Source organism: Pseudomonas sp. LAM2023, from assembly GCF_016620375.1.
Classification (GTDB): domain Bacteria; phylum Pseudomonadota; class Gammaproteobacteria; order Pseudomonadales; family Pseudomonadaceae; genus Aquipseudomonas; species Aquipseudomonas anuradhapurensis.
On record NZ_JAENHV010000015.1, the window covers coordinates 757178 to 777277 of the forward strand.

Consider the following 20100-nt stretch of genomic DNA (forward strand, 5'->3'; position numbering starts at 1 on the left):
ATTCGTGGAAGAGGCCAGGCAGCAGTACCGGCCTCCCCCTCAGTCAGTTACTTCTTTACGACGTTACCGGCGTGGGACAGGCCCAGGTCAGCCAGGGTCTTGTCGATGACTTTGGCCGGCAGCGGGATGTAGCCATCCTTCACCACGACCTGCTGGCCAGCTTGCGACAGCACCAGCTTGACGAACTCGGCTTCCAGCGGGGCCAGAGGCTTGTTCGGCGCCTTGTTGACGTAGACGTAGAGGAAGCGCGACAGCGGGTATTTGCCGTTCAGGGCGTTGGTTTCGTTGTCTTCAACGAACTCGCCGCCTTCTTTCTTGGCCAGGGCAACAGTCTTGACGCTGGCGGTCTTGTAGCCGATGCCCGAGTAGCCGATGCCGTTCAGCGAGGAGCTGATCGACTGCACGACCGAAGCCGAACCAGGCTGTTCGTTGACGTTAGGCTTGAAGTCGCCTTTGCACAGGGCTTCTTCCTTGAAGTAGCCATAGGTGCCGGATACCGAGTTGCGGCCGAACAGCTGGATTGGCTTGTTGGCCAGGTCGCCGGTCACGCCCAGGTCACCCCAGGTCTTGACGTCGGCTTTGGCGCCACACAGGCGGGTGGACGAGAAGATGGCGTCGACCTGAGCCATGGTCAGGCCCTTGATCGGGTTGTCCTTGTGCACGAACACGGCCAGGGCATCGACGGCAACCGGGATGGCGGTTGGCTTGTAGCCGTACTTCTGCTCGAAGGCCTGCAGCTCGACATCCTTCATCTTGCGGCTCATCGGGCCGAGGTTGGCGGTACCTTCGGTCAGCGCGGGTGGCGCGGTGGAGGAGCCGGCAGCCTGGATCTGGATGTTTACGTTCGGGTATTCCTTCTTGTAGGCCTCGGCCCACAGAGTCATCAGGTTCGCGAGGGTGTCGGAACCGACGCTGGAGAGGTTGCCCGAAACACCGGTGGTCTTGGTGTAGGTCGGGATTGCAGGATCGACAGCGGCTACCGCGTTGGCGGTTGCAACGCCAGCGGCGGCAAAGGTGAGGGCCGCCATCAAACGCTTCAGTTTCATGCCTTGCTCCTAGCAGGAATAGGGGGTGTTGGATGGAACGGGCCCAAGTATCTGCAGGCCGCATGAATACGATATGACTTGAATGTGACAATTGGATGAAAGGCCATCATCAGCTGCCTGGCAACACCTTGTGTCGCGATGGGCTGCGCAGCAGCCCCAGACATGGCGAACCCGGCACGAATTGCCGGGGCTGCTGCGCAGCCCATCGCGACACAAGGCCGCTCCTGCAACAGGTCAGCGCTTGTTGCTGAGCAGGTACAGCCCCACCAGCAGACCAACGGCACACAACCCTGCCACATAGTAGGCAGGCGCCATCGGGCTCACTTTCAACAGCGCAGTCACCACCATCGGCGTCAACCCGCCAAAAATCGCGTAGGCCACGTTGTACGAGAACGACAGCCCGCTGAACCGCACCACCGCCGGAAACGCCTTGACCATCACATAAGGCACCGCACCGATCACACCCACACACAAACCGGTCACTGCATACAGCGGGAACAGCAGCTCGGGCCGGGTCGGCAGGCTGTGGTAGAAGGTCCAGGAGCTCGCCAGCAGCAGCAGGCTGCCGATCACGAACACCCGGCCCGCGCCAAAGCGGTCGGCCAGGCTGCCAGCGCCGATGCAGCCGAAGCTGAGCAGTACGATTGCCAGGCTGTTGGCCTTGAGGGAATCGGTGGGGCTGATGTGATAGATGCTCTGCAGCAGCGCCGGCGTCATCAGGATGACCACCACGATGCCGGCAGACAGCATCCAGGTCAGCAGCATCGACAGCACGATCGGGCCACGATGGTCACGCAGCACGGCACGCAGCGGCAGTTCCTCGGCCAGCGCCTTGCGCTGCTGCATCTCGGCAAACACCGGGGTTTCGTGCAACCAGCGACGCAGGTACACCGAGAACAGGCCGAACACACCGCCAAGCAGGAACGGGATACGCCAGGCGTAATCGGCCACTTCCTCTGCGCTGTAGACGCTGTTGATCAGGGTCGCCACCAGCGAGCCGAGCAGGATGCCCGCGGTCAGGCCGGCCGTGAGGGTCCCGCAGGCGTAGCCGGTGTTGCGTGCCGGCACGTGCTCGGACACGAACACCCAGGCCCCCGGCACCTCGCCACCGATTGCCGCACCCTGGATCACGCGCATCAGCAACAGCAGGACCGGCGCCCACAGGCCGATCTGCGCATAGGTCGGCAACAGGCCCATGATCAGTGTTGGCAGGGCCATCATGAAGATACTCAGGGTGAACATCTTCTTGCGCCCGAGCAGGTCACCGAAATGGGCCATGATGATGCCGCCCAGCGGTCGCGCCAGGTAGCCGGCGGCGAAAATGCCGAAGGTCTGCATCAGGCGCAGCCATTCGGGCATGTCGGCGGGGAAGAACAGCTTGCCGACCACCGTGGCGAAAAACACGAAGATGATGAAGTCGTAGAACTCCAGCGCGCCGCCCAATGCGGACAGAGAGAGAGTCTTGTAGTCACTGCGGGTCAGCGGCCGCGAGGGCTGCTCGATACTGCTCGGCACGGAGGTCATCGCTGATTGTTCTCTTTGTAGGGGCATGCAGGCCGCTTGGCACGCGGCTTCTGGATTGGTAACGGACGAAGATAGCAAATTGCCGAGCTGCGCCGAAAGCGATACAAAATCCATACACATATTCATGAATGCGCGGTCGTCGCTGGCCGTTATGCTCTATATACTGGCGATTCGTAGGAAAAGGTTGCTCCTAACGTGGGATGTTGTGCGAAAACGCCGGTCATTATTGTCAGGCGGTTTCGCAGAGTTTCCCTACGGCCGCCCAGTGAAACGAAATCGGCGTAGTATGTTTCAAGCTGAATCGTTTACCCGGCCTTTGCGCCACACCAACGAAAAGCGTCACGGGTCAGAGGCCCCATCGCATGATTGAGCTCGAACAAGAAGATCCTATCCCGCAGGGCGACCTGGCCTTGCAGATCACCGCACTCCCGCGCGAGACCAACGGGTTTGGCGATATCTTTGGCGGCTGGTTGGTCGCCCAGATGGACCTGGCCGGTACCGCCATGGCCAGCCGTGTCGCCGGCGGCCGTGTGGCCACCGTGGCCATCGACCGCATGGCTTTCCTGGTGCCAGTGGCCGTTGGCGCACAATTGTCCTTCTATACCCAGACCCTGGAAATCGGCCGCAGCTCGATCCAGATGATGGTCGAAGTGTGGAGCGACGACCCGCTGTCCAGCGAATGGCGCAAGGTCACCGAAGCGGTGTTCGTCTTCGTCGCCATCGACGGCAGTGGCCGTACCCGCTCCGTACCTCGTCGCTGAGCCACGCCGGCGGTAAACTCATTGCATGTGCCCGGGTCCAAGGCCCACTGGCAATCAATGAGATGAACACAATGGCTTCCTTCCAGGTCGTAAGCGAGCAACATGGCGAACTCAACTGCTGGCGTATCAGCAGCAACCACGCCGAACTACTGATCGCCCAGCAGGGCGCGCAGATCCTCAGCTACCAGTGCGTTGGCCAGCCACCGCTGTTGTGGCTGAGCGACCAGGCCATCTTCCACCAGGGCAAGTCGGTGCGTGCCGGGATACCGGTATGCTGGCCGTGGTTCGGCAACCTGCAGCGCAACCCACAGGCCGTGCAGGCCATGTACCACGGCGAACAGGCACCTGCCCACGGCCTGGCACGGACCCGTGACTGGCAACTGCTGGGCATCGAAGAAGCGGGCGACGGGCTGCGTATCGAGTTCGAGCTGCCCGAAGCGCAGGGCAAGCTGCCCGACTGGCCCCACGACGTGGAGCTGAAGTTGCTGGTGGAACTGGGCGCTGAGCTGAAACTGAAGCTGACCAGCCGCAACATGGGCAATACCCCGGTCACCCTCAGCCAGGCCCTGCACAGCTACTTTGCAGTCAGCGATGTGCGGCAAGTGCGGGTTGAAGGTGTCGCAGGGCTGGGCTACATCGAGACCCTGGCCGACTGGGAGCAGCGCCAGCAGCAGGGCGCGCTGGCGTTCAGCGGTGAGACTGACCGCATCTACCTCGCCACCCCGCCGCAACTGAGCATTGTCGACCCGCACTGGAACCGGCGGATCACCCTGGCCAGCAGCGGGTCACGTTCGGCGGTGATCTGGAACCCTTGGACCGAGCGGGCCAGGGAGTTGCCGGACATGGCCGATGATGGCTGGCAGCGGATGCTGTGCATCGAGACGGCGAATGTGTGGGATGACCTGGTGGAGTTGAAGCCAGGGGCAACTCATTCGCTTGGCCTGGTAGTGGCGAGCGAAGCGCTTTGATCTGAAGCACTCGGGACCGCTGTGCGGTCCTTTCGCGACACAAGGCCGCTCCTACAAGGGTACGCGGTCACCTGAGGCGCGCCGCAAGGCATCAGAGGTCGGCATCCTCCACCACCCTCACCTTCTGGGCATCCAGCGCATAGGCGGCATCGGCCAGGTCGTTGCTGACCTTTTCCACCTTCAGCGTGCCGCTGACCCACAGCGGTGTGTAGATGTCATCGATCTTCAGGCCTTTCGGGTAGCGCACCAGGACCAACTGGTTCGGCGGTGGTGGCGGCACATGGATGCAGGCGCCCGGGTACGGCACCAGGAAGAACAGCGTGCTGTTGCCCTTGGCGTCGCTCTCCAGCGGCACAGGGTAACCGCCCAGGCGGATGTCCTTGCCGTTCATCGCCGCCACGGTCTTGGTCGAGTACATCACCGCCGGCAAGCCCTTGCTTTGCTTGAGGCCGCCCTTGGCGGTAAAGGTACCCATGGCTTCCGGCGAATTGTGGTCGATTTCGGGCATCTGCTCGAGCGCCTTCTGGTCCGACTTGGGCATCAGCTCAAGCCAGTCGGTTTCGGGCAGCTCGGCATGGGCCAGGGCACTGGCCAACAGCAAGGGGGCGAGGAAAAAGGCACGCATGGAAATGCTCGGCAACTCGGAAGAATTGCCGGGCATTCTACCCAGTATTCAACGCTTCTTGATGAATCCGTAGATCACCAGCAGAACGACCGCACCCACCAGGGCGCCAAGGAAGCCTGCAGCCTGCCCGGCCTGGTAGATGCCCAGCGCCTGGCCGCCATAGGTGGCCAACAGGGAGCCGGCGATACCCAGCAGGATGGTCATGATCCAGCCCATGCTGTCGTCGCCCGGTTTGATGAAGCGGGCCAGCAGGCCGACGATGAGGCCGATGAAGATGGTTCCAATGATGCCCATGGCGATCCCTCTGCAATGAAGAATGGAACAAGCCAAAGCCTAGACAGCGCTTTGGCTTGTTGCCATTTCAGAGGGCATGCCGCTGGTAGAAGTTCGATCAGTTGTCGATCAGGGCTTCTACTTCGGCAATCTTGCGCTCCAGGGTTGCCATGTCGTGGCAACGCAGGGTGGCGTGGCCAACCTTGCGCCCGGCCTTGAACGCCTTGCCGTAGTGGTGCAGATGGCAATCATCGATGGCGATCACCTTGTCCACAGCCGGCACTTCACCGATGAAGTTGAGCATCGCGCTCTCGCCCACCTTGGCAGTCGAACCCAGTGGCAGGCCGGCGACGGCACGCAGGTGGTTCTCGAACTGGCTGCACTCGGCGCCTTCGATGGTCCAGTGCCCGGAGTTGTGTACGCGCGGGGCGATCTCGTTGGCCTTCAGGCCGCCGTCGACTTCGAAGAACTCGAAGGCCAGCACGCCGACATAGTCGAGTTGCTTGAGCACGCGGCCCACGTAGTCCTCGGCCAGGGCCTGCAGCGGGTGCGCCTGGCTGGCGACCGACAGGCGCAGGATGCCGCTTTCATGGGTGTTGTGCACCAGCGGGTAGAAGCGGGTTTCGCCATCGCGGGCACGTACGGCCACCAGCGACACTTCGCCGGTGAACGGGACGAAGCCTTCCAGCAGGCACGGCACACTGCCCAGCTCGGCGAAGGTACCGACCACGTCCTCAGCCGTGCGCAGTACCTTCTGGCCCTTGCCGTCGTAACCCAGGGTGCGGGTTTTCAGCACGGCCGGCAGGCCGATGCTGGCCACTGCGGCGTCCAGGTCTGCCTGCGAGAGGATGTCGGCGAATGCCGGGGTAGGGATACCCAGGTCGCGGAACATGCTTTTCTCGAACAGGCGGTCGCGGGCGATACGCAGCGCTTCGGCGCTGGGGTACACCGGTACGAATTGCGAAAGGAAGGCCACGGTCTCGGCCGGGACGCTTTCGAACTCGAAGGTGACCAGGTCGACTTCGTCGGCCAATTGGCGCAGGTGGTCCTGGTCGCCGTAGTCGGCGCGCAGGTGCTCGCCCAGTGGCGCGGCGCAGGCGTCCGGTGCCGGGTCGAGGAAGGCGAAGTTCATGCCCAGCGGGGTACCCGCCAGGGCCAGCATGCGGCCCAGCTGGCCGCCACCGATTACACCGATCTTCATGGGTAGAGCCTCAAGCCTGGCGCGGGTCTGGGTTGTCCAGCACGGTCTCGGTCTGCTCCGTGCGGAACTGCTTGAGCGCCGTGTGGTACTGCGGGTATTTGGCACCGAGGATGCTGGCCGACAGCAGCGCGGCATTGACAGCACCAGCCCGGCCGATGGCCAGGGTAGCAACCGGCACGCCGGCAGGCATCTGCACGATCGACAGCAGCGAATCGACGCCCGACAACATCGACGATTGCACCGGCACGCCCAGCACCGGCAGGTGGGTCTTGGCCGCGCACATGCCAGGCAGGTGGGCTGCACCACCGGCACCGGCGATGATCACCTCGATGCCCCGCCCTTCAGCCTCTTCGGCGTACTGGAACAGCAAGTCCGGGGTGCGGTGGGCGGAAACCACCTTCACTTCGTAGGGAATGCCGAGTTTTTCCAGCATATCGGCGGTGTGGCTAAGGGTGGACCAATCGGACTTGGAGCCCATGATCACGCCAACCAGTGCACTCATCGTCGAGCCTCTTCGCTTGTGCGCCCTTGGGCGCGTCAAAAAACAACAAGCCACGCGGGACGGCCGGCGTGGCTTGTTTGCTGATCAGGACCGGACGCATCCGGTCGAAAGGCCGCGCAGTATATCGTAAGGTGGTGCGTTTAAGGCACCCCGGCGACCAACTGTCGCCCCTTATTTTTCGGGGCTTTGGCTGACTTTCGAGTCAACCATTGCCGCCCCCTCGAGCTTGCGCCACAGCAGCCTGACATTGGCCTTGCGTACCAGGGCGCAGCGATACAGACGGATTTCCAGCGGCACATGCCACTGGCTGCCGCCGCAGATTGCCAGCTCACCCCGTTCGAGCTCGCCACGCATCGACAGGCGCGGTACCCAGGCGATGCCCATGCCCTCCAGCGCCATGCTCTTGAGGCTGTCGGCCATGGCAGTTTCATAGACCGTGGTATAGCGCAGGTTGCGCTGGCGCAGCAGCAAGTTGACCGAACGGCCGAGGAACGCGCCGGCGGTATAGGCCAGCAGTGGCACGCTGCCCTCGCCTTCGAGATCGAACAACGGCTTGCCGTCGGCGTCCACCGCGCACACCGGCAGCATTTCGGTGGTGCCCATGTGCAGCGACGGGAAGATTTCGGCGTCCATCTGCAGCGCGGCGTCCGGGTCATAGAACGCCAGCATCAGGTCGCAGCCGCCTTCGCGCAAGGCATGCACGGCATCGCCGACGTTGGTCGCAACCAGGCGGGTGGCGATGTTCAGGCCGTCATTGCGCAACTGGGCCACCCAACGGGGGAAAAAGCCCGAGGCCAGCGAGTGGGCCGCAGCTACTTGCACCACTTCGCCCTGCCCGCCCTCAAGATGATGCAAATGGCGAAGAATTTCGCTCAACTGGTCGACAACCGTACGTGCCGTGACCAGAAACAGCTGGCCAGCCTCGGTCAGTTCTATCGGCGTGCGGGAACGGTTCACCAGTTGTAGCCCCAACGCCGCTTCCAGGCTGCGGATGCGTCGGCTGAATGCGGGTTGGGTCACGAAACGCCGTTCTGCCGCCTGGGAAAAACTGCGCGTAGCCGCCAGCGCGCTGAAGTCTTCCAGCCATTTGCTTTCAAGGTTCACGAAGTACATCTCCTGGCATGCACCAAAATGGAACACGCTCGAATGTCAATTGGCGTCACATGAAACACTATGCCGTTTGTGCATAGGTTAGCGTGCAACAGCATTTGCCGCAAAATCGCCTTCAGGCCTAGGATTGGCGCCATTCCGGCATGTGCCGGGTCAAAATCGAGATGATATCCATCATGTCCTCCGCTGCATCGTTCCGCGTCGAAAAAGATCTGCTTGGTACCCTTGAAGTCCCTGCCGATGCCTACTACGGCATCCAGACCCTGCGCGCTGCCAACAACTTCCACCTCTCCGGTGTTCCGCTGTCGCACTACCCGAAGCTGGTCGTGGCCCTGGCCATGGTCAAGCAGGCCGCTGCCGACGCCAACCGTGAGCTGGGTCACCTGAGCGATGCCAAGCATGCTGCCATCACCGCAGCCTGCGCCCGCCTGATCAAAGGCGACTACCACGACCAGTTCGTGGTCGACATGATCCAGGGTGGTGCCGGTACTTCCACCAACATGAACGCGAACGAAGTCATTGCCAACGTCGCGCTGGAGGCCATGGGCCACCAGAAGGGTGAGTACCAGTACCTGCACCCGAACAACGACGTGAACATGGCGCAGTCGACCAACGACGCCTACCCGACGGCCATCCGTCTGGGCCTGCTGCTGGGTCACGACGCCCTGCTGGCCAGCCTCGACAGCCTGATCCAGGCCTTCGCTGCCAAGGGTAAAGAGTTCGACCACGTACTGAAGATGGGCCGTACCCAGCTGCAGGACGCCGTGCCGATGACCCTGGGCCAGGAATTCCGCGCCTTCGCCACCACCATGACCGAAGACCTGCAGCGCCTGCGTTCGCTGGCTCCGGAACTGCTGACCGAAATCAACCTGGGTGGTACCGCCATCGGCACCGGCATCAACGCCGACCCGGGCTACCAGGCCCTGGCCGTACAGCGCCTGGCTGCCATCAGCGGCCAACCGCTGGTACCGGCTGCCGACCTGATCGAAGCCACCTCCGACATGGGCGCCTTCGTGCTGTTCTCCGGCATGCTCAAGCGTACCGCCGTCAAGCTGTCGAAGATCTGCAACGACCTGCGCCTGCTGTCCAGCGGCCCGCGCACCGGCATCAACGAGATCAACCTGCCGGCGCGCCAGCCAGGCAGCTCGATCATGCCAGGCAAGGTCAACCCGGTTATTCCGGAAGCGGTCAACCAGGTGGCCTTCGCCATCATGGGCAACGACCTGGCCCTGACCGTCGCCGCTGAAGGTGGCCAGCTGCAGCTGAACGTGATGGAACCGCTGATCGCCTACAAGATCTTCGACTCGATCCGCCTGCTCCAGCGCGCCATGGACATGCTGCGCGAGCACTGCATCGTCGGCATCACTGCCAACGAACAGCGCTGCCGCGAACTGGTCGAACACTCGATCGGCCTGGTCACCGCCCTGAACCCGTACATCGGCTACGAAAACGCCACCCGCATCGCCCGCGTTGCCCTGGAAACCGGCCGCGGCGTACTGGAACTGGTGCGCGAGGAGAAGCTGCTGGACGACGCGATGCTCGACGACATCCTGCGCCCGGAAAACATGATCGCTCCCCGTCTGGTACCGCTGAAGGCGTAACCAGGCCGCTGTAAACAGTCTCACCAGGTCGAGGGACTAGACACCTCTCAACCTTTACAAGGCCCGAGCCTATGCTTCGGGCCTTTTTTTGCCTGCGGATTCTCGGGCTCCTGCGCAGCCCTCGGGATATCGGCACACAACTTGCTCCATAATGCGTCCCAGGCCAACGGGACTTCCCAGCATGCTGCACAGCCACCTGACTACCCTCAACGCGGTTTCGCTGATCCTCAACGTCTTCCAGGCCGATGGTTGCGAGGCGTCGGCGCTGTTGGCCGGCAGCGGCATCGGCCCGGCAGACCTGGGGCATGCCGATGCGCGCATCACCACCCAGCAGGAACTGCAGGTATGCGCCAACGCCGTTGCCCGGCGCGAGGACATCGGCCTGGAACTGGGCCGGCGCATGCATGTGTCGTGCTACGGCATGCTCGGTTACGCCCTGCTCTCCAGTGCCACTTTGGGTGACGCCTTGCGCCTGGCGTTGCAGTATCCGGCACTGCTGGGAACAGTCTTCAAGCTGCGTTTGCTCGACGACGGCCAGCGGGTCTGGTTCAGCGCCAGCGATTGCCATGACAGCCCGGCACTGACCGCCTTCAACGCCGAGTTCTGCCTGGTTTCGCTGAAAGTCATCTGCGACGACCTGCTCGGCCGCCCACTGCCGCTGCTGGGCGCCCGCTTCGAGCACCCTCGGCCCAGCTACCACGCGCTCTATGCCGATGCATTCCAGTGCCCGGTCGGTTTCGACGCCGAGACCAATGCCTTTGCTTTCGAACGCCGCTGGCTGGACACGCCGCTGCCGCTGGCCGACCCGATTACCCACAAGGCCATGAGCGAACGTTGCCGGCGCCTGAACCTGGAATTCACTGGCCGCCAGGCCTGGCTGGGGCGGATCCGCCAACTGCTGGCGCAGCAACTGGATGCGGCGCCCGGGCTGGAGGGCCTGGCGCGGCAGATGAACTGTTCATCGCGTACCCTGCGTCGGCATTTGCAGGCCTTGGGCAGCAGTTATCAACAACTGCTGGATGAGCTGAGGTTCGAGCGGGCCAAGCAGCTGCTGGCCGACAATCAGATGCCGATCTACCGGATTGCCGAAACGCTGGGGTTCAGCGAGACGGCCAGTTTCCGCCATGCCTTCCAGCGTTGGAGTGGTGTAGCTCCCAGCCATTTTCGCGGTTGACCGCGCCAGCCGTGCCCCGGGCAGGGGCCGGCACAGGGAAAGCCGGCCAAAGAGCCTGGCCACATCGATCCCCTTTTGGCCGTTTGCGTCGTTCTCCCCTACTGGCGTCCACCCGAGAATGGGCCAACGCCAGTGTCCAAGGGAGAACAACAATGCTGACGATCTATTCCGATGACCACCGCCTGCACCATGGCCGCTGCGAGCTGATAGACGGCAAGCTGATGCCCTGCTTCGAAATGCCTTCGCGCGCCGACCATGTGCTCGAACAGGTAAAAAAGCGCAACCTCGGCGACATCCAGGGCCCTACCGACTTCGGCCGCGCACCGCTCCTGCGCATCCACAGCGCCGCCTACCTGGACTTCTTCGAAGGCGCCTGGGCGCGCTGGGCCGCATTGGGCCAGGAAGGCGACCTGCTGCCGTTCACCTGGCCAGCCCGCACCCTGCGCCAGAAAAAGCCCAGCGGCCTGCACGGTGAGCTGGGCTACTACAGCTTCGATGCCGGGGCACCGATCACCGCCGGTACCTGGCAGGCTGCCTACAGCGCCGCCCAGGTGGCCCTCACCGCCCAGGCCGCCATCCAGCAGGGCGCTCACTCGGCGTTTGCCCTGTGCCGCCCACCAGGACACCACGCCGCCGGCGAAGTCATGGGCGGCTATTGCTACCTGAACAACGCCGCCATCGCCGCCCAGGCGTTTCTCGACCAGGGCCGGCACAAAGTCGCCATCCTCGACGTCGACTATCACCATGGCAACGGCACCCAGGACATCTTCTACCGCCGCGGGGATGTGTTCTTCGCTTCGATCCATGGCGACCCGCAGGACGAATTCCCATTCTTCCTCGGCTATGCCGACGAAACCGGCGACGGTCCCGGAGAAGGCTGCAACATCAACTACCCACTGCCCGCCGGCAGCGACTGGACTGCCTGGAGCGCTGCCTTGGAGGACGCCTGCCAGCGCATCGAAGCCTATGACGCCGACGTACTGGTGATCTCGCTCGGCGTGGACACCTTCAAGGACGACCCGATCTCGCAGTTCAAGCTGGACAGCCCGGACTACCTGGAGATGGGCAAGCGCATCGCGCAGCTCGGCAAACCGACCCTGTTCGTGATGGAGGGCGGCTACGCTGTCGAAGAAATCGGTATCAACGCAGTCAATGTGCTGGAAGGCTTCCAGCGCAGCCAACCAGGAGCCCGCTAAATGGTCCGACTCAAGCACCTGCTCGCCCCGTTCATCGCCGCCACGCTGTTTACCGGCGCCCTGCAGGCCCAGGCCGAACAGCGTACCCTGCGGGTATACAACTGGTTCGACTACATCACCCCGCAAACCCTCACCGAGTTCCAGAAGGACAGCGGTGTAAAGCTGATCTACGACATCTTCGACACCAACGAGGCGCTGGAAGCCAAGCTACTGACCGGCAACTCCGGCTATGACGTGGTGGTGCCATCCAACGTGTTCCTGGCCAAGCAGATCGAAGCCGGGGTGTTCCAGCCACTGGACCGCAGCAAGCTGCCGAACTGGCAACATCTGGACCCGTCCCTGATGAAGCTGATCGAAGCCAACGACCCGGACAACAAGTTTGCCGTGCCTTACATGTACGGTACCGTGCTGATCGGCTTCAACCCGGCCAAGGTCAAGGCTGCGCTCGGCGACAACGCGCCAGTGGACAGCTGGGACCTGATCTTCAAGGAAGAGAACATCGCCAAGCTCAAGCAGTGTGGCGTGGCACTGCTCGACTCGCCGTCGGAGATCCTGCCGCTGGCCTTGCAGCACCTGGGCCTGCCGCCAAACAGCGACAAGCCGGCCGACTACAAGCAGGCCGAGGCACTGATGCTGAAAATCCGCCCCTACATCACCTATTTCCACTCCTCGAAATACATGGCGGACATAGCCAACGGTGATATCTGCGTGGCGGTCGGCTACAGCGGCAGCTTCTCCCAGGCCGCCAACCGCGCCCGCGATGCGAAGAATGGCGTGGTGGTGGACATGCGCCTGCCCAAGGAAGGAGCGCCAATCTGGTTCGATATGCTGGCAATTCCGAAGAATGCAGCCAACCCGGAAGACGCGCATGCGTTCATCAACTACCTGCTGCGGCCTGAGGTAATTGCACCGATCAGCGATTTTGTCGGCTACCCGAACCCCAACAAGGATGCCAGCGACAAAGTGAACCCGACGATTCGCAACAACCCCAACCTGTACCCGACGGCGGAGGCGATGACCAAGCTGTATACCCTCAAGCCTCTGGCGCGGGATGCCGAGCGGGCACGCACGCGGGCCTGGACGCGGATCAAGTCCGGCACCTGAGTCGCCTGCTTCGCGGGCAAGCCCGCTCCCACAGGGGGAGCGCTGGCCGCAGGTGCGGTGCAGCCCCTTGGGGAGTGGGTTTACCCGCGAAGCGGGCGCCAGGCCTTGCGCAATTTCAGCAAGGCCTCGGCAATCTCACCCTCCGGCACCGCCGCGAATCCAAGCACCAGTCCTGCCCGCTTATCCACAGGCTCGGTGCTGTCAGCGAGCCAGAAATTACTCAGCGGAGTCATCTCCACCCCCACACCTTCAGCCTTGGCTACCAGCTCTTGTTCCAGGGCTAAATTATCCACAACCACCTTGACGTGCAGCCCGGCTGCCACTTCCGGCATGCTTCCCAAGCCCGGTATATCCACAGGCCAACCGGCCTTGAGCACGTTGCGTCGGCTCAAGGCCGCCTTGCGCATGCGCCGGATATGCCGCTGGAAATGCCCCCGTGCCATGAATTCGGCCATCACGCATTGGCTGCTGACCTCCGAGTGCCGCATCGCCAGTGCCCTGCCCTGGCTGAACGCCTGCGCCAGCGACGGCGGCAGCACCAGGTAGCCAAGGCGCAGTGCCGGGAAGGCGATCTTGCCGAATGTACCGACATACAGCACCCGCCCGTTCCGGTCGAGCGACGCCAGCGGAGCCAGGGGCGCGCCGCTGTAGCGATATTCGCCGTCATAGTCGTCTTCGATGATCCAGCCACCGCTTCGCTCGGCCCAGGCCAGCAGTTCCAGGCGCCGCGCCAGGCTCATGGTCACCCCGGTCGGGTACTGGTGAGCCGGCGTGACATAGGCGAGCCGGCAATCGGACAATTGCCCCAGCCAGCGGCAGTCCAAACCATCCTCGTCCACCGGCACGCCATGCAACCTGCCACCGGCCAACGCAAAGGCATGTCCCGCCGCCCGGTAACCTGGGTTTTCCACAGCCACACCGTCTCCCGGCTGCAACAGCAGCTGTGCACAAAGGCTGATCGCCTGCTGCGCACCACTGGTGATCACAATTTGTGCAGCTGTACAGCTCAACCCACGCGAGCTACGCAAGTAGGCGGCGACCAACTCGCGCAGTTGCGGCTCCCCTGCCGGGTCGCCATAACCGAGCTGCGCAGGCGCCGGGTTGCGCCAGAAACCCGCCTGCAGCTTGGCCCACACGTCGAACGGGAACAAATCGAACGCCGGAATACCAAGCCGAAACGCTCGCGGCGCACCACTTCTTGGCGGTAGCAAATGGTTATTTTCCAGGCGCCGCAAAGGCTCGCTGGCGCGTGGCTGGCTGGATAAATTTCCAGTACCTTCTACAAATTTTGTGGATAAACCTGTTGATAAACCACGGGATAACCCTGTGGATACTTGTGTGGATAGTTTAGGTAGCTGGCTGACATAGGTGCCATCACCTACCCGGCTTTCGATGAAGCCCTCGGCATACAGCTGGTCGTAGGCACGCACCACGCTGTTGCGTGACAGCGCCAGCATGGCAGCCAGATCGCGCGTAGCCGGCAGCCGCGTGCCGCTGCTCAGACGCCCGTCGAGCACCCGCGCACGCAGCGCCTGGTACAGCTGCTGGCTGAGCCCGCGGCGGCGATCCAGTACGATGCCGGCAGGGTCGAAGGGCAACACTAAAGGGCGCTCGGTCATGGCATTGGACCTATCAGAACAGCCAGCAATGGCTCTTACATGGAACCAATAGCCTGCCTAGGATGGCGTCATTGCACAAGGAAACCGGGCATGTACAACAGCAAACCCCACCAGGAACACGACCTTGGTCGCCTGTACCAGCACATGCATGACACCCGCCTGGCCATACTGGTCAGCCATGGCGAGCAAGGCCTGCTGGCTACCCACCTGCCGGTGTTGATCGATACCAGTGAAGGCGAGTTCGGCACGGTCTATGCCCATTTGGCCCGGGCCAACCACCAATGGCAGGACCTGGCACAAGGTGCCGAGGCCTTGCTGGTGTTTCCCGGCGCCGATGCCTATGTCAGCCCCGGTTATTACCCAAGCAAGGCCGAGAACCCCAAGGTGGTCCCCACCTGGAACTACCTGGCCGTGCATGCCTACGGCACGGCCGAGGTGCTGCACGATGGCCCGGCGCTGCTGGCTATCGTCAGCCGCCTGACCGAACGCCACGAACAAGGCCGCACCGAACCGTGGAAGGTCGCTGACGCCCCGGCCGACTATATCGACGGCATGCTCCGTGCCATTGTCGGCATCCGTGTGCCCATCGCTCGCCTGCAAGGCGCGCGCAAGCTCAGCCAGAACCGCTCGGCGCAAGACATTGCCGGGGTGCGTGAAGGCCTGGGCGCCAGCCCGGACTATCTGGATAACCAACTCGCAGCGCACATGCGCCCACTCTGAAGGAACAGCCTCATGCCCAGTGTTACCCTGCGCCCCGTCACTGCCCAAGACCACGCTGCCTGGCTTGCCCTGTGGCACGCCTATCTGCGCTTCTATAAATCCGAACTGACCGATGAGGTGAGCCTGAGCACCTGGCAGCGCCTGCTCGACCCCAACGAGCCGACCCATTCAGCCTTGGCCTGGGTCGATGGCAAGGCGGTTGGCATGGTCAACTTCATCTACCATCGGACCAACTGGAGTATCGGCAATGCCTGCTACCTGCAGGACCTGTACGTGGACAGCACGCAGCGTGGCCTGGGCATCGGCCGCCAATTGATCGAGCACGTCTATGCTGCAGCCGAGGCTGAAAAATGCAGCAAGGTGTACTGGGTGACCCACGAAACCAACGCCACCGCCATCAGCCTGTACCAGCAGGTTGCCGAGCGCTCGGGCTTTATCCAATTCCGTAAAGAGTTGTAAGCCGAACATGAACGACGCATTGAACTGGAAGCCCGCCGCTACGCCGCGGGCCGAGCCCATCGAAGGCCGCTTTATCCGTCTGCAAAAGCTCGACCCGGCGCGCCATGGCAACGACCTCTGGCAGATGCTGCAAGGTCCGGCTGCCGACCCTGCCCTGTGGGACTACCTGCCCTATGGGCCGTTTGCCGAACGTGCTGCCTTCGACCGCTGGCTGGAAGGTAATGCTGCCGGCCGCGATCCGCTGTTCTATACCGTGATCGACCGCAACAACGGCCAGGCCCAGGGCATCCTCAGCCTGATGTCGATGGTGCCCGAGCACGGCCGCATCGAAATCGGCCACGTCGCCTTCGGTGCCGCCATGCAGCGCACGCCCAAGGGCACCGAGGCGGTGTACTTGCTTGGCAAGCTGGCCTTTGAACTGGGCAACCGCCGGCTGGAATGGAAGTGCAACAACGCCAACGCCCGCTCCAAGCGCGCGGCGGAGCGGTTTGGTTTTGTCTACGAAGGGGTGTTCCGCAAGCACCTGGTGGTAAAGGACCATAACCGTGATACCGCCTGGTACTCGGTTACCGACGATGAGTGGCCGGCGTTGGCTGCCGGATTCGAACGCTGGTTGAGCGAGGAAAACCAACTGCCGACAGGCCAGGTAAAAACGCTGGAGGCCTGTCGCAAAGGCTGAGGGTTGTGCTGTAGCAGCCGGCTTCTGCGCGGGTGGACCCGCCCCCTTGGGCGTCACCCGCCTTGAGCCCTGTGATTGGCCTGGGGCCCCACAGTTAAAAAAAAGGGGAGCATCCGCTCCCCAGAGGTTAACCGCTTGTAGATGAAGGCTTATCTCAGCCTTCGATCTCGATCAGGATCTCGCCCGGGGTCACGCGGTCGCCCTTGGCCACGTGAATGGCCACGACCTTGCCGGCGATGGCCGCCTGCACTTCGGTTTCCATCTTCATGGCTTCGGTGATCAGCACGGCTTGGCCGACCTTGACCATGTCGCCTTCCTTGACCAGCACATCGACGATGTTGCCAGGCATGGTGGTGCTGACGTGGCCCGGGGCGCTGGCCTGCTTGCGCTTGCTGCTGCCGCCACCAACGAATTCGTTGAGCGGCTCGAACACCACCTCTTCCGGCATGCCGTCGATCGACAGGTAGAAGTGACGCTTGCCTTCGGCCTTCACCCCTACGCCAGTGATGTCGACACGGTAGGTTTCGCCGTGCACGTCGATGACGAACTCGGTCGGCACGCCTTCGCCGCTATGGGACGCTACTGCGCCCGCCTCAGGAATTGGCAGCAGCACTTCAGGCGTCAGGGTGCCGGCTTCGCGCTCCTCGAGGAACTTGCGGCCAATGTCCGGGAACATGGCGAAGGTCAGCACATCTTCTTCACAACGCGCCAAGGCACCGATGTCGGCACGCAGCTTGGCCATTTCCGGCTTCAGCAGGTCGGCCGGGCGTACGTCGATCACTTCTTCGCTGCCGATCGCCTGGCGACGCAGCTGCTCGTTGACTACACCCGGGGCCTTGCCGTAGCCGCCTTGCAGGTACAGCTTCACCTCGTTGGTGATGGTCTTGTAACGTTCGCCAGCCAGCACGTTGAAGAACGCCTGGGTACCGACGATCTGCGAGGTCGGGGTCACCAGCGGCGGGAAACCGAGGTCTTCACGCACACGCGGGATCTCTGCCAGCACTTCGTTCATGCGGTTGAGCGCGCCCTGCTCCTTGAGCTGGTTGGCCAGGTTGGAAATCATGCCGCCCGGCACCTGGTTGACCTGCACGCGGGTGTCCACGGCGGTGAACTCGCTCTCGAACTGGTGGTACTTCTTGCGCACGGCATAGAAGTACAGGCCGATTTCCTGCAGCAGTTCCAGGTCCAGGCCAGTGTCGAACTCGCTGCCCTTGAGCGCGGCAACCATCGACTCGGTGCCGGGGTGGCTGGTGCCCCAGGCGAAGCTGGAAATGGCGGTGTCGATGTGGTCGGCACCGTTCTCCACGGCCTTCAGCTGGCACATCGCGGCCAGGCCGGCAGTGTCGTGGGAGTGGATGAACACCGGCAGCGACTGCTCGGCCTTCAGCGCCTTGACCAGTTCGCCGGTGGCGTAAGGGGTCAGCAGGCCGGCCATGTCCTTGATCGCCACCGAGTCGCAACCCATGGCTTCCATCTGCTTGGCCTGGTTGACGAAGGCTTCGATGGTATGCACCGGGCTGGTGGTATAGGCGATGGTGCCCTGGGCGTGTTTGCCGGCAGCCTTGACCGCCTCGATGGCCACGCGCAGGTTACGCACGTCGTTCATGGCGTCGAAAATGCGGAACACGTCGATGCCGTTGACGGCGGCCTTGGCGACGAAGGCCTTGACCACGTCGTCGCTGTAGTGGCGGTAGCCCAGCAGGTTCTGGCCACGCAGCAGCATTTGCAGGCGGGTGTTGGGCAACGCTGCGCGCAGCTTGCGCAGGCGCTCCCACGGGTCTTCTTTCAGGAAGCGCACGCAGGCGTCGAAGGTGGCGCCGCCCCAGACTTCCAGCGACCAGTAGCCGACCTTGTCGAGCTTGTCGCAGATCGGCAGCATGTCTTCGGTACGCATGCGGGTGGCCAGCAGGGACTGGTGGGCGTCGCGCAGGATCGTGTCGGTTACGTGAATTTTCTTGGACATTATGGGGTTCCTCACAGGCCTGCGTGGGCGGCGATGGCGGCGGCGATGGCCAGGGCCAGCTCTTCGGGTTTGCGCTTGATCGAGTAGTTGGTCAGTTCGGGGTGGCTTTCGACGAAGCTGGTATTGAACTGGCCGCTACGGAATTCGGGATTGCGCAGGATTTCCTGATAGTACGCGGCAGTGGTCTTCACCCCTTGCACGCGCATGTCGTCCAGGGCCCGCAGGCCGCGGTCCATGGCTTCTTCCCAGGTCAACGCCCAGACCACCAGCTTCAGGCACATGGAGTCATAGAACGGTGGAATGGTGTAGCCGGTATAGATCGCCGTATCGGTACGCACGCCCGGGCCGCCGGGGGCGTAGTAGCGGGTGATCTTGCCGAAGCTGGGCAGGAAGTTGTTCTTCGGGTCTTCGGCGTTGATCCGGAACTGCAGCGCGTAGCCGCGGTGCTGGATGTCTTCCTGCTTCACCGACAGTGGCAGGCCCGAGGCAATGCGGATCTGCTCACGGACAATATCGATACCGGTGATTTCCTCGGTGATGGTGTGCTCCACCTGCACCCGGGTGTTCATTTCCATGAAGTACACCTCGCCATCGGCGAGCAGGAACTCCACGGTACCGGCGTTCTCGTAGTTCACCGCCTTGGCGGCACGTACCGCGAGGTCACCGATGTAGGCACGCTGCTCGGGGGTGAGCTGCGGGCTTGGGGCGATCTCGATGAGCTTCTGGTTACGCCGCTGGATCGAGCAGTCGCGCTCGAACAGGTGCACCACGTTGCCGAAGCTGTCACCGAGGATCTGCGCCTCGATATGCTTGGGGTTGACGATGCACTTTTCCAGGAACACCTCGGCCGAACCGAAGGCCTTGGTGGCTTCGGAGATGACCCGTGGGAAGTTCTGTTCCAGTTCTTCGCGGCTGTTGCAACGGCGAATACCCCGACCGCCGCCACCAGAGGTGGCCTTGAGCATGACCGGGTAACCGATGCGGTCACCTTCCCTCAGGGCTTCGTGGATATCGGCAACGTTACCCTCGGTGCCGGGGGTCACCGGCACGCCGGCAGCGATCATGGTACGGCGTGCTTCGGTCTTGTCGCCCATGCGGCGAATGACATCGGCGGCCGGGCCGATGAACTTGATCCCGCGTTCGGCGCAGATCTCCGCCAGCTCGGCGTTTTCCGAGAGGAAACCGTAGCCCGGGTGCAAGGCATCACAGCCGGTTTCCACAGCCAGGTTGACCAACTTGCGCGGGTTCAGGTAACCGGCCAGCGGCTCGGCACCGATGCTGTGGGCTTCGTCGGCGCGCTTGACGTGCAGCGCATGCCGGTCGGCATCGGAATAGATCGCTACCGAGCGAATGCCCATCTCGGCGCAGGCACGCACGATGCGCACTGCGATTTCACCTCGGTTGGCGATCAGGATTTTTTTTATCACTGGAGTCTTCCCAAAGCCGTAGGAACAGTCGAGCCGGTTCTACCGGTCGGCGCGTGACCAGGCGTCGCTGGCCAGTCGCACATTCACCCTAGCGCTGTGGGTCGATAAACAAAAATCAATATTTGTTAGACGCTGTATTAGTAAAAGC

19 protein-coding genes are annotated in these 20100 nt (G+C 62.8%); 9 read left to right on the plus strand and 10 right to left on the minus strand.

Annotated features, from left to right (window positions below; all coding sequences use genetic code 11):
* Positions 1 to 47 precede the first annotated feature (47 nt).
* Positions 48 to 1046 (minus strand): phosphate ABC transporter substrate-binding protein PstS, encoded by a 999-nt coding sequence (locus JKP78_RS09015; protein WP_186684000.1) that lies wholly within the window; start codon positions 1044 to 1046, stop codon positions 48 to 50.
* Positions 1047 to 1280: 234 nt separating this feature from the next.
* On the minus strand, positions 1281 to 2570 hold the full coding sequence (locus JKP78_RS09020) for an MFS transporter (protein ID WP_170033858.1): 1290 nt from the start codon (positions 2568 to 2570) through the stop codon (positions 1281 to 1283).
* 362 nt (positions 2571 to 2932) lie between these two features.
* On the opposite strand from JKP78_RS09020, the gene JKP78_RS09025 reads away from it, so the two are divergent.
* The gene (locus tag JKP78_RS09025) at positions 2933 to 3331 is read left to right on the plus strand and encodes an acyl-CoA thioesterase (RefSeq protein ID WP_003253317.1); all 399 of its coding nucleotides are present in this window, start codon (positions 2933 to 2935) and stop codon (positions 3329 to 3331) included.
* A gap of 71 nt (positions 3332 to 3402) precedes the next feature.
* Complete coding sequence (locus tag JKP78_RS09030) at positions 3403 to 4299, plus strand: D-hexose-6-phosphate mutarotase (RefSeq protein ID WP_200626566.1); 897 nt, start codon at positions 3403 to 3405, stop codon at positions 4297 to 4299.
* Positions 4300 to 4390: 91 nt separating this feature from the next.
* On the opposite strand, the gene JKP78_RS09035 is transcribed toward JKP78_RS09030, so the two are convergent.
* The 5 genes from JKP78_RS09035 to JKP78_RS09055 all read right to left on the minus strand — a co-directional run bounded on the left by JKP78_RS09035 (position 4391) and on the right by JKP78_RS09055 (position 8004).
* Complete coding sequence (locus tag JKP78_RS09035) at positions 4391 to 4924, minus strand: DUF3299 domain-containing protein (RefSeq protein ID WP_170033862.1); 534 nt, start codon at positions 4922 to 4924, stop codon at positions 4391 to 4393.
* 48 nt (positions 4925 to 4972) lie between these two features.
* A complete protein-coding gene (locus tag JKP78_RS09040; RefSeq protein WP_003253308.1) occupies positions 4973 to 5218 on the minus strand; it encodes a GlsB/YeaQ/YmgE family stress response membrane protein in 246 nt (81 codons plus the stop codon).
* 97 nt (positions 5219 to 5315) lie between these two features.
* Complete coding sequence (locus tag JKP78_RS09045) at positions 5316 to 6398, minus strand: 5-(carboxyamino)imidazole ribonucleotide synthase (RefSeq protein WP_170033864.1); 1083 nt, start codon at positions 6396 to 6398, stop codon at positions 5316 to 5318.
* Between the two features lie 10 nt (positions 6399 to 6408).
* Positions 6409 to 6900: a 5-(carboxyamino)imidazole ribonucleotide mutase gene (purE, locus tag JKP78_RS09050; protein WP_170033866.1), complete on the minus strand. Its 492-nt coding sequence runs from the start codon at positions 6898 to 6900 to the stop codon at positions 6409 to 6411.
* Positions 6901 to 7071: 171 nt separating this feature from the next.
* A complete protein-coding gene (locus JKP78_RS09055) occupies positions 7072 to 8004 on the minus strand; it encodes a LysR substrate-binding domain-containing protein (protein ID WP_170033868.1) in 933 nt (310 codons plus the stop codon).
* 182 nt (positions 8005 to 8186) lie between these two features.
* Between JKP78_RS09055 and aspA the strand changes: the two genes are divergently transcribed.
* The 4 genes from aspA to JKP78_RS09075 all read left to right on the plus strand — a co-directional run bounded on the left by aspA (position 8187) and on the right by JKP78_RS09075 (position 13085).
* Positions 8187 to 9611, plus strand: coding sequence for an aspartate ammonia-lyase (aspA, locus tag JKP78_RS09060; RefSeq protein WP_003260072.1), 1425 nt, complete (start codon positions 8187 to 8189; stop codon positions 9609 to 9611).
* A 181-nt stretch (positions 9612 to 9792) separates the two neighbouring features.
* Positions 9793 to 10785, plus strand: coding sequence for an AraC family transcriptional regulator (locus tag JKP78_RS09065; protein WP_170033870.1), 993 nt, complete (start codon positions 9793 to 9795; stop codon positions 10783 to 10785).
* 152 nt (positions 10786 to 10937) lie between these two features.
* Entirely contained in the window at positions 10938 to 11981 is a 1044-nt protein-coding gene (locus JKP78_RS09070; protein ID WP_186683998.1) for a histone deacetylase family protein, read from the plus strand.
* Positions 11982 to 13085 (plus strand): polyamine ABC transporter substrate-binding protein, encoded by a 1104-nt coding sequence (locus tag JKP78_RS09075; protein WP_200626567.1) that lies wholly within the window; start codon positions 11982 to 11984, stop codon positions 13083 to 13085.
* Between the two features lie 80 nt (positions 13086 to 13165).
* Here JKP78_RS09075 and pdxR read toward each other — a convergent pair whose 3' ends face one another.
* On the minus strand, positions 13166 to 14704 hold the full coding sequence (gene pdxR / locus JKP78_RS09080; RefSeq protein ID WP_200626568.1) for a MocR-like pyridoxine biosynthesis transcription factor PdxR: 1539 nt from the start codon (positions 14702 to 14704) through the stop codon (positions 13166 to 13168).
* Positions 14705 to 14794: 90 nt separating this feature from the next.
* Between pdxR and JKP78_RS09085 the strand changes: the two genes are divergently transcribed.
* From JKP78_RS09085 to JKP78_RS09095, 3 genes are read left to right on the plus strand one after another with little or no spacing between them, the layout of a single operon-like run.
* On the plus strand, positions 14795 to 15424 hold the full coding sequence (locus tag JKP78_RS09085; RefSeq protein WP_186683995.1) for an FMN-binding negative transcriptional regulator: 630 nt from the start codon (positions 14795 to 14797) through the stop codon (positions 15422 to 15424).
* A gap of 12 nt (positions 15425 to 15436) precedes the next feature.
* Positions 15437 to 15883: a GNAT family N-acetyltransferase gene (locus JKP78_RS09090; RefSeq protein ID WP_170033879.1), complete on the plus strand. Its 447-nt coding sequence runs from the start codon at positions 15437 to 15439 to the stop codon at positions 15881 to 15883.
* 7 nt (positions 15884 to 15890) lie between these two features.
* Positions 15891 to 16562 carry a GNAT family N-acetyltransferase gene (locus JKP78_RS09095; RefSeq protein ID WP_186683993.1) on the plus strand — a complete coding sequence of 224 codons (672 nt, stop codon included), beginning with the start codon at positions 15891 to 15893 and terminating at the stop codon, positions 16560 to 16562.
* 154 nt (positions 16563 to 16716) lie between these two features.
* Here the strand turns inward: JKP78_RS09095 and oadA are convergent, their stop codons facing one another.
* Positions 16717 to 18525 carry a sodium-extruding oxaloacetate decarboxylase subunit alpha gene (gene oadA, locus JKP78_RS09100; protein ID WP_170033883.1) on the minus strand — a complete coding sequence of 603 codons (1809 nt, stop codon included), beginning with the start codon at positions 18523 to 18525 and terminating at the stop codon, positions 16717 to 16719.
* 11 nt (positions 18526 to 18536) lie between these two features.
* A complete protein-coding gene (locus JKP78_RS09105; protein WP_170033885.1) occupies positions 18537 to 19952 on the minus strand; it encodes an acetyl-CoA carboxylase biotin carboxylase subunit in 1416 nt (471 codons plus the stop codon).
* Positions 19953 to 20100: the final 148 nt, after the last annotated feature.

Excerpts from the sequence above, each read along its gene's own strand:
- JKP78_RS09015 (WP_186684000.1), bottom strand. The coding sequence starts at position 1,046 with ATGAAACTGAAGCGTTTGATGGCGGCCCTCACCTTTGCCGCCGCTGGC.
- JKP78_RS09020 (WP_170033858.1), bottom strand. The coding sequence starts at position 2,570 with ATGACCTCCGTGCCGAGCAGTATCGAGCAGCCCTCGCGGCCGCTGACC.
- JKP78_RS09025 (WP_003253317.1), top strand. The coding sequence starts at position 2,933 with ATGATTGAGCTCGAACAAGAAGATCCTATCCCGCAGGGCGACCTGGCC.
- JKP78_RS09030 (WP_200626566.1), top strand. The coding sequence starts at position 3,403 with ATGGCTTCCTTCCAGGTCGTAAGCGAGCAACATGGCGAACTCAACTGC.
- JKP78_RS09035 (WP_170033862.1), bottom strand. The coding sequence starts at position 4,924 with ATGCGTGCCTTTTTCCTCGCCCCCTTGCTGTTGGCCAGTGCCCTGGCC.
- JKP78_RS09040 (WP_003253308.1), bottom strand. The coding sequence starts at position 5,218 with ATGGGCATCATTGGAACCATCTTCATCGGCCTCATCGTCGGCCTGCTG.
- JKP78_RS09045 (WP_170033864.1), bottom strand. The coding sequence starts at position 6,398 with ATGAAGATCGGTGTAATCGGTGGCGGCCAGCTGGGCCGCATGCTGGCC.
- purE (WP_170033866.1), bottom strand. The coding sequence starts at position 6,900 with ATGAGTGCACTGGTTGGCGTGATCATGGGCTCCAAGTCCGATTGGTCC.
- aspA (WP_003260072.1), top strand. The coding sequence starts at position 8,187 with ATGTCCTCCGCTGCATCGTTCCGCGTCGAAAAAGATCTGCTTGGTACC.
- JKP78_RS09065 (WP_170033870.1), top strand. The coding sequence starts at position 9,793 with ATGCTGCACAGCCACCTGACTACCCTCAACGCGGTTTCGCTGATCCTC.
- JKP78_RS09070 (WP_186683998.1), top strand. The coding sequence starts at position 10,938 with ATGCTGACGATCTATTCCGATGACCACCGCCTGCACCATGGCCGCTGC.
- JKP78_RS09075 (WP_200626567.1), top strand. The coding sequence starts at position 11,982 with ATGGTCCGACTCAAGCACCTGCTCGCCCCGTTCATCGCCGCCACGCTG.
- pdxR (WP_200626568.1), bottom strand. The coding sequence starts at position 14,704 with ATGACCGAGCGCCCTTTAGTGTTGCCCTTCGACCCTGCCGGCATCGTA.
- JKP78_RS09085 (WP_186683995.1), top strand. The coding sequence starts at position 14,795 with ATGTACAACAGCAAACCCCACCAGGAACACGACCTTGGTCGCCTGTAC.
- JKP78_RS09090 (WP_170033879.1), top strand. The coding sequence starts at position 15,437 with ATGCCCAGTGTTACCCTGCGCCCCGTCACTGCCCAAGACCACGCTGCC.
- JKP78_RS09095 (WP_186683993.1), top strand. The coding sequence starts at position 15,891 with ATGAACGACGCATTGAACTGGAAGCCCGCCGCTACGCCGCGGGCCGAG.
- oadA (WP_170033883.1), bottom strand. The coding sequence starts at position 18,525 with ATGTCCAAGAAAATTCACGTAACCGACACGATCCTGCGCGACGCCCAC.